Here is an 8087-nt window from a genome sequence, read left to right as displayed (position 1 = left end):
GGTACGAAGGCGATCCGGGCGTTTCCACCGCGCCGCCCACTTTCGTTCGCGCGGGCTGGTCTCGGGCTTCCGGGGCAGCGGCGTACCGGGGAGGCTGTTGCGCGGCACCTCGCGCGGCTCGGGCGCCCGCACCGTCTCCGAGGACCGTACGGCGCCACCGATCGTCGAGCCGAGCAGCAGGGTGAGCCCGGCCACCACCATCGCCATGACGGTGCCGCGGCGCAGCACCCGCCGCCGCAGCGCCCACAGTTCGACGCGCGGGCCGAGCCGCCGCCAGGCCTCGCCCGCGAGACGGGCGTCGGCCGAGTACACCGGGGCGCCCGCGATGATCAACGGGCTCCAGGCGGCGAGGTAGATGATGTCAGGCGCGTCGTAGACCGGTACGGTGCGCCAGCTCACGGTGAGGATCAGCGCGGCGGACAACACCGCGCCGACGCAGGCCGCCAGCCGCTGCCACAGCCCGAGGACGGTGAGCACGCCGACCACGATCTGGAGGAACGCCACGGTCAGCCCGGCGCCCACCGGGTGCTCCAGGGCCAGGTCGCGCAACGGCTCGGCGATCGGCCAGGGGTTCAGCGACTGGAGCCAGGTGACCATCGAGCCGCGCTCGCCGCCGTCGAAGTAGACGGGGTCGGAGAGCTTGCCCATGCCCGCGTAGACGGAGATGAAGCCGAGGAAGATGCGGAGCGGGAGGAGGACGACGCCGAGGTTCATCCGGCGGTCGGGGTAGTACGCGTGCCGCACCTGCTCGGAGGGGCGCCGCTGGCTCGGGACCTGGGGACTCCGGTGGGTCTGGGGGGCCCGGTGGGTCTGCGGCGTCTGACGGGACTGGTGGTGGGGCTGCCGCGCCTGGTGGTGGGCGGCGTGGGCGGGCCGGGGGACGCGCGGCGTCGGTCCGGTGCGGTGCGTGGCGTCCGACTCCCGCGGCCGCGGCGGCCGCCCGGTCTCCGGCACCGGGTCCCGGTGCGGGCTGCGCGGCCCGATGACCGTGGGCGGACCGGTGACCGTGGGCGGACCGTCATCGAAGGTGACCCGCGGCAGCACCTGCGTGGTGCCCACGTCCTCGGGGCCGTCCACGGTTTCGGAGTACCGCACGGCCTGGAGCAGTCGGGTCGCCGCCGTGTCCCCGCCGGGCCGGGTGCGGCCGCTCCACACCACGGGCGGGCGGCGCCGGGGCGCGGCCCCGGCCCCGATACCGGCGAGCCGGGCCGTGTCCGCCAGCGCGCTGCTCACGACCGGGGAGGAGAGCTGCACCCGGAAGCTGGGGGGATTGACGGCGACCTTCGCAGGGTCACACGGCACCTTGGCCATGGTCAGCTGCGGCTCGTCGTCGAATCCCGGCGCGCGTCCCGCCAGGGGCGTGCGGAATTTTCTGGTCTCCACGCTCAACTAACCGAGTGACCGGCGGGAAAGACACTGCCGGGGCCGGTGTGATCTGTCGGGGGACCGTCAAGATCGTCCGGGCGTGGGTACGTCCCCCGCCCCGCCACCGTCGCAGCGGACCGGCGAGGCAGCGGGGACCGCGCGTCGTACGAAGCGTTACGACCGGCGAGGCAGCGGGGACCGCGCGTCGTGCGAAGGGTTACGACCGGCGCCGCGACGCCTCGTACAGCACCACGCCCGCCGCGACACCCGCGTTGAGCGACTCCGCGCCGCCCGGCATCGGGATGCGGACCCGGAAGTCGCAGGTCTCGCCGACCAGTCGGGACAGGCCCTTGCCCTCGCTGCCGACGACGATCACGACCGGGCCGTCCAGCGCCTCCAGGTCCTGGAGCTCCGTCTCGCCGTCCGCCGCGAGGCCGACGACCGTGAGGCCCGCCTTCTGGTAGGACTCCAGCGCCCGGGTCAGGTTGGTGGCGCGCGCCACCGGGGTGCGCGCGGCGGTGCCCGCGGAGGTCTTCCAGGCGCCGGCGGTCATCCCGGCCGCGCGCCGCTCCGGTACGACCACGCCGTGGCCGCCGAAAGCGGAGACGGACCGCACCACGGCGCCCAGGTTGCGCGGGTCGGTGACGCCGTCGAGGGCGACGATCAGCGGGTCCTCGCCGTCGTCGAAGGCGGCCGCGCTCAGGTCCTCGGGGTGGGCGTAGTCGTACGGCGGGACCTGGAGCACCATGCCCTGGTGGTTGAGCCCGTTCGTCATCCGGTCCAGCTCGGCCTTCGGGGCCTCCATGAGGTGGATGCCGCCGCGGTCAGCGGCGATCTTCAGCCCCTCGCGCACCCGGTCGTCGCTGTCGATGAACTGCTGCACGTACAGCGTGTTCGCCGGGACACCCTCGCGCAGCGCCTCGACCACCGGGTTACGGCCCACGACCAGCTCGTTCGTGCCCTTGGCGCCGCCGCGGCGCGGGGCCGGACGCTTGGCGGCCTGCCGGGTGCGGGCGTTGGCGATGCGCTGCTTGGCGTGTCCCTTGCGCGCCTCGGCGGGCGGGGTCGGGCCCTTGCCCTCCAGCCCCCGGCGCCGCTTGCCGCCGCTGCCGACCGTCGCGCCCTTCTTGTTGCTGGTACGGCGGTTCCTGCGCTGGCTGTTGCCGGCCATGAATGTCACCTATCTCTTCACTGCTCAGCGCTGCTCGGCAAACGGCAACGGGCAACGGAAAAACGTGGAACGTCACACGCGTCTATGGTCGTATGTACGGTCATACCAGTGTGCCGCCCGGCTCAGCGGGCGGCACAAAGTGCGAGGTCAGCGCGTGCCCAGCTCCCAGCGCGGACCGGACGGGGTGTCCTCGATGACCAGCCCCGACTGCTGGAGCTGGTCGCGGATCGCGTCCGCCGTCGCGTAGTCCTTGCGGCCGCGCGCGGCCTGGCGCTGCTCCAGGACCAGCCGGACGAGCGAGTCGACCACGCCGTGCAGGTCCTCGCCGCGGTCCGAACCGCCCGACCAGTGGTCGTCGAGCGGGTCCAGGCCCAGCACGCCGAGCATGGCCCGCACCTCGGCCAGCCGCGCGACCGCCGCCTCCTTGTCGTCGGCGGTGAGGGCGGAGTTGCCCTGGCGGACGGTGGTGTGGACGACCGCGAGCGCCTGCGGCACCCCGAGGTCGTCGTCCATCGCCTCCGCGAACGCGGGCGGCACGTCGGCCGCGGCAGGGACGGCCTTCCCCGCCTTTTCCGTGACGCGCTGGATGAAGCCCTCGATGCGCGCGAAGGCGGACTCCGCCTCGCGCAGCGCCTCCTCGCTGTACTCGATCATGGAGCGGTAGTGCGGGGTGCCCAGGTAGTAACGGAGCACGATGGGGCGCCAGCGCTTGACCATCTCGGAGACCAGCACCGAGTTGCCGAGCGACTTGCTCATCTTCTCGCCGCTCATGGTGACCCACGCGTTGTGCACCCAGTACGTGGCGAAGTCGTCGCCGAACCCCTTGGCCTGCGCGATCTCGTTTTCATGGTGCGGGAAGATCAGGTCGACGCCGCCGCCGTGGATGTCGAAGGCGCTGCCCAGGTACTTGTGCGCCATCGCCGAGCACTCCAGGTGCCAGCCGGGGCGGCCGCGCCCCCACGGGGTCTCCCAGCTCGGCTCGCCGGGCTTGGCCGCCTTCCACATGGCGAAGTCGCGCGGATCGCGCTTACCGGTCTCGCCCTCGCCGCTGGGCTGGCGCAGCCCGTCCAGGTCCTGGTTGGAGAGCCGGAGGTACTCGGGGTACGAGCGCACATCGAAGTAGACGTTGCCCTCGGCCGCGTACGCGTGACCCCGGTCGATCAGGCCCCGCATCATCTCGATCATCTCGGGGATGTGACCGGTCGCCCGCGGCTCATAGGTCGGCGGCAGGCAGCCGAGAACGTCGTACGCGCTGGTGAAGGCGCGCTCGTTCGCGTAGCCGATCGACCACCACGGGCGGCCCTGCTCGGCCGACTTGGCGATGATCTTGTCGTCGATGTCCGTGACATTACGGACAAACGTCACATCGTAGCCGCGGTACGCGAACCAGCGGCGCATGATGTCGAAGTTGAGCCCCGACCTGATATGCCCGATGTGCGGGGCAGCCTGCACGGTCGCGCCGCACAGGTAGATCGAGACACAGCCCGGCGTGAGCGGGGAGAAGTCACGGATCTGCCGGGCACCGGTGTCGTACAGGCGAATAGTCACGCGTCAAGGGTAGTCGGAACCCGGCAGTGCCCCGCGACCCATCGGCCGCAGGGACACAGAAGCGTGACACTTCACCGTGACGCCTCTCTCAGAGACTGCCGACGACCTTGCGGGGGGCGATCCGCACGACGATGCGCTCGTCGTCCTGGGCCGAGGCCGGGTTGAACTCGGCGTACTTCTTGCCCGTGTACTTGAGCGACAGCTCGTCGATCAGCTTCTGGGCGCCCTCGGTGGTGTAGCTCGCCGTGCCGCGGATCTCGGCGTACGTGTACGGCTCGTCCGCGGGCTGCACCAGGACCGTGACGCGGGGGTCGCGGTCGATGTTCTTCTGCTTCCGCCGTCCCATGGTGGTCGAGAACAGCAGCTCGTCGCCGTCGCGCTTCACCCACACCGGTGACAGCTGAGGGCTGCCGTCGGGCTGGATGGTGCCGATGATGACGAAGACGGGGGTGTCGAGGACGCGCTTGAGGTCGTCGGAGAGTGTGGTGGCCACGGGTGCTTCCTTTCCTCGCGCCGAGCTGGGCGGTGGTACGGATGGGATTCGGGTTACCGGATCCCTACCCCCACACACCGTCAAGGTGCGGGGCTCGCCCCGAGGAACGGCCCGTACGGCGGAGGAATGCCCTCCGCCGCACCCGGTCCGCGGTTAGCGCCGCACCACCAGCGCGGTCGCCACCGCCGCCAAGCCCTCGGCGCGGCCGGTCAGGCCCAGCCCGTCCGTCGTCGTACCCGAGACCGAGACGGGCGCGTCGATCGCCGACGACAGCGCCTTCACCGCCTCGTCCCGACGCTTGCCGATCTTGGGGCGGACGCCGATCACCTGGATCGCCACATTGCCGATCTCGAAGCCCGCCGCCCGCACGATCCGGGCCGCCTCCCCCAGCAGCGTCACCCCGGACGCGCCGGACCACTCGGGACGGCTGGTGCCGAAGTGGGCACCGAGATCACCGAGGCCCGCGGCGGAGAACAGCGCGTCGCAGGCGGCGTGGGCGGCCACATCGCCGTCGGAGTGCCCGGCCAGGCCGTACGCGTCACCCTCCTCGCTCTCCCACAGCAGACCCGCGCACCACAGCTCGCGGCCCTTCTCGAAGGCGTGGACGTCTGTGCCGATGCCCACCAAGGGGATCGCCACGGGAACGTCAGAAGCCATCGTTCTTCCTCCTGCGCGCGAGAACCGCCTCGGCCAGCACCAGATCCAGCGGCCGGGTCACCTTGAACGCCTCCTCGTGGCCGGGAACGACCACGACCTCGACGCCCATGCGCTCGACCATGCCCGCGTCGTCCGTCGCGCCGTCGCCCTCCAGGACGATCTTCTCGTGCGCGGCGGCGAGCGTGGCGCGGTCGAAGCCCTGCGGGGTCTGTACGGCGCGCAGCACGGCGCGATCGGGAGTGCCGACGACCGGCTCGGGCTCACCGGCCCGGTCGCCGGTGCGCGGCTCGACCCGCTTGACGGTGTCGGTCACCGGCAGGGCCGGAACGACGGCGGGCGACCCGTCCCGTACGGCGGCGACGACCGCGTCCACGGTGTCCACGGGGACGAGCGGGCGCGCCGCGTCGTGCACCAGCACCGTCGTGACGCCGTCGGGGACGGCGGCCAGGCCGAGGCGCACCGACTCCTGGCGGGTCTCACCGCCGGGGACGACGACCACCTCGGTGGTCCCGGTGAGCGGATACGCGTCGAGCAGCCGCTGGACCTCGTCGGCACCGTCCGGCGGGGCGACCACGACCACGAGCGAGACGGCGCGGGATCCGGCCATCGCCCGAACGGCGTGCACGAGCATCGGCGTACCGCTCAGCGGGCGCAGCGCCTTGGGGGCTCCCGGGCCCAGCCGCACGCCACGGCCCGCGGCGGGGATCACGGCGGCGGTGCGGGCGGGACGCTCGGACTCGCCGATGGGTGGGGTTACGGACTTTGCGTTGGCGTTCAGGTTTGCTTCCTCGGCCGAAATGGGTATGGCCACAGCGTGCCGGGCGCGATGCCCCGACCGGCCCCTTCCGTGACGACTGGTCGTGCCAGCTGCCCGGGCCCGGCACACCTTGCACCACAACAGCGACACCACAAACGGTCTTGCGCCAAGGGCTGCGATGTGGTGGGCTGAGGTGCCTGTGCGCGCACATGCCGCAGCGCCCGGCGAACAGACTTACTTACGAGGAGCAGGTCTGAATCACTCGGGCACCGCGGCATTTATGTGTCAGGACGCGAGTACCTCATCCAGCAGGGCCTCGGCCTTGTCCTCATTGGTGCTCTCGGCGAGGGCGAGTTCGCTCACCAGGATCTGGCGCGCCTTGGCGAGCATGCGCTTCTCACCGGCGGACAGACCGCGCTCCCGCTCTCGGCGCCAAAGATCACGCACGACCTCGGCAACCTTGATCACATCACCGGAGGCGAGCTTCTCGAGATTTGCCTTGTAACGACGGGACCAGTTCGTGGGCTCTTCCGCATACGGTGCGCGCAGCACCTCGAAGACCCGGTCCAGCCCGTCCTGGCCGACCACATCACGCACACCGACGAACTCCGCATTGTCCGCCGGCACACGAACCGTCAGGTCACCCTGAGCGACCTTCAGCACCAAGTAGGTCTTGTCCACGCCTTTGATCTGACGAGTTTCGATGGCCTCGATCAGCGCGGCCCCGTGATGGGGATAGACCACGGTGTCGCCAACCTTGAACGTCATGTGACAGGTACCCCTTCCGTGGCTATCCAGGGTAACACGAGAACGCCTTCTTCTGAATGGCGTTTTCGCAGGTCAGGGCATATCTCGGGGCTTGACAACAGCGGTTGGGACGTGCTGGGCAAGGTGGGCGGAACCGGGTATTCGCAGGTGGGAGCGGCTGTCCGGGCGGCCTGAAACCGGCGCGATACACGCCCGGAGAACGTCATGCGGGTGGCCGTACGTCCCGTTTTGCCGGAGTCCGGTCGATGGACTTCCGCTACTCCGTTCGGCCGAGGAGCGACAGATCCGGCCCCGATTCCCGAATTGATCACGCCCGCACTGATCATGTCTGTGAGACATCTGTGGTCAAGTGCGTGATCAATTTTTCGGACGTCCACGGATTCCTTACCGATAATCTCCCCGATCCGTCACCGAACCGATATTCAGGGTGGTCGGGAGGGGGTCATGGATGTGCCGTGTGGGACGTACGGGCCGGGCGCGTCGTCCCGGAAGGCGGGTCGGGTGCGGGGCCAGAAGGGCGGATCGGTAACCTAAGCGCGCTGATCCAACTTTTACCTCGTCCTAGGAGATGCCGCCGCCGTGAGCAGCAGCCTTCGACGCGGCGTCCTCGCCGCAGCCGCCATCGTGGTCTCGGTCGCCCCGCTCTCCGCCTGCGCGGCCGGGAACGACGCGCAGACGCTGGAGGTCAAGCCCGACAACGCCGCGACGTCCGTCGGCGATATCAAGATCCAGAACGCCACCGTGGTGACCCAGCCGGACCGGACCGCGAAGGGCCCGGCCGTCGTCACGGCCCGGATCTTCAACAACGGCGACCGGGACGAGACCCTCACGGCCATCACGCTGCCCGACGCGAAGGCGACGGCGAAGCTGCACCCGGCCAAGGGCGCGGGCAAGGCCGCGAACAAGATCGTCGTCCCGGCGGGCGGCTCCGTCGCCCTCGGCGGCGAGGGCAACGCCTCCGCCGTCGTCTCCGACGGCCGCGAGGCCGCCAAGGACGGCGACGCCCAGCGGATCGTCTTCGACCTCAGCTCGACCGGCGACGTGCCGATCACGGCCTTCGTCGTGCCCGCCACGAGCTACTTCAAGGGCTGGGGCCCGTCCGAGCTGCCGACCCCGACCCCGTCGGCCCCCCGGGGCGGTACGCCCTCCGGCAAGCCGGGCCAGACCACCCCGGGCCAGACCGCGCAGCCGGGCGGCCAGAAGCCGAGCGGCAAGCCGTCCGACGAGGCCTCCGGCTCGGCGAGCAACAAGCCGGGCGGCGGCCAGAGCAACGGCATCGCCCCCGGCGAGCCGACGCCGAACGACGAGCACTGAGCACACGCGAGGGC

At 71.0% G+C, this 8087-nt stretch carries 8 protein-coding genes; 1 reads left to right on the top strand and 7 read right to left on the bottom strand.

The genetic code is table 11. The annotated features are described in order from the left end of the window. The 7 genes from SSOG_RS24505 to SSOG_RS24475 all read right to left on the bottom strand — a co-directional run. On the bottom strand, nt 1-1311 hold a 1311-nt coding region (locus SSOG_RS24505), incomplete at its 3' end, for a DoxX family protein (protein ID WP_063631654.1). 271 nt (nt 1312-1582) lie between these two features. Further along, entirely contained in the window at nt 1583-2536 is a 954-nt protein-coding gene (gene rlmB, locus SSOG_RS24500) for a 23S rRNA (guanosine(2251)-2'-O)-methyltransferase RlmB (protein WP_009716935.1), read from the bottom strand. A 147-nt stretch (nt 2537-2683) separates the two neighbouring features. After that, nucleotides 2684-4084 (bottom strand): cysteine--tRNA ligase, encoded by a 1401-nt coding sequence (gene cysS / locus SSOG_RS24495; RefSeq protein WP_009716934.1) that lies wholly within the window; start codon nt 4082-4084, stop codon nt 2684-2686. Nucleotides 4085-4172: 88 nt separating this feature from the next. Continuing rightward, entirely contained in the window at nt 4173-4577 is a 405-nt protein-coding gene (locus SSOG_RS24490; RefSeq protein ID WP_039938589.1) for a PPOX class F420-dependent oxidoreductase, read from the bottom strand. 153 nt (nt 4578-4730) lie between these two features. Then, nucleotides 4731-5234 (bottom strand): 2-C-methyl-D-erythritol 2,4-cyclodiphosphate synthase, encoded by a 504-nt coding sequence (gene ispF / locus SSOG_RS24485; RefSeq protein WP_009716932.1) that lies wholly within the window; start codon nt 5232-5234, stop codon nt 4731-4733. Then, nucleotides 5224-6012 (bottom strand): 2-C-methyl-D-erythritol 4-phosphate cytidylyltransferase, encoded by a 789-nt coding sequence (gene ispD, locus SSOG_RS24480; RefSeq protein WP_009716931.1) that lies wholly within the window; start codon nt 6010-6012, stop codon nt 5224-5226. Before ispD ends, ispF begins: the two co-directional genes overlap by 11 nt. 264 nt (nt 6013-6276) lie before the next feature. After that, on the bottom strand, nt 6277-6759 hold the full coding sequence (locus SSOG_RS24475) for a CarD family transcriptional regulator (RefSeq protein WP_009716930.1): 483 nt from the start codon (nt 6757-6759) through the stop codon (nt 6277-6279). Nucleotides 6760-7338: 579 nt separating this feature from the next. On the opposite strand from SSOG_RS24475, the gene SSOG_RS24470 reads away from it, so the two are divergent. After that, a complete protein-coding gene (locus tag SSOG_RS24470; protein WP_009716929.1) occupies nt 7339-8073 on the top strand; it encodes a copper chaperone PCu(A)C domain-containing protein in 735 nt (244 codons plus the stop codon). Nucleotides 8074-8087 lie beyond the last annotated feature (14 nt).

The organism is Streptomyces himastatinicus ATCC 53653, from assembly GCF_000158915.1.
Classification (GTDB): Bacteria; Actinomycetota; Actinomycetes; order Streptomycetales; family Streptomycetaceae; genus Streptomyces; species Streptomyces himastatinicus.
The sequence above is the reverse complement of the archived record's forward strand: the minus strand, read 5'-3'. Positions and strand labels throughout refer to the sequence as shown.

What these genes read in the sequence shown, in the direction of transcription:
- ispF (WP_009716932.1), bottom strand. Translation starts at nt 5,234, where the DNA reads ATGGCTTCTGACGTTCCCGTGGCGATCCCCTTGGTGGGCATCGGCACA.
- SSOG_RS24475 (WP_009716930.1), bottom strand. Translation starts at nt 6,759, where the DNA reads ATGACGTTCAAGGTTGGCGACACCGTGGTCTATCCCCATCACGGGGCC.
- rlmB (WP_009716935.1), bottom strand. Translation starts at nt 2,536, where the DNA reads ATGGCCGGCAACAGCCAGCGCAGGAACCGCCGTACCAGCAACAAGAAG.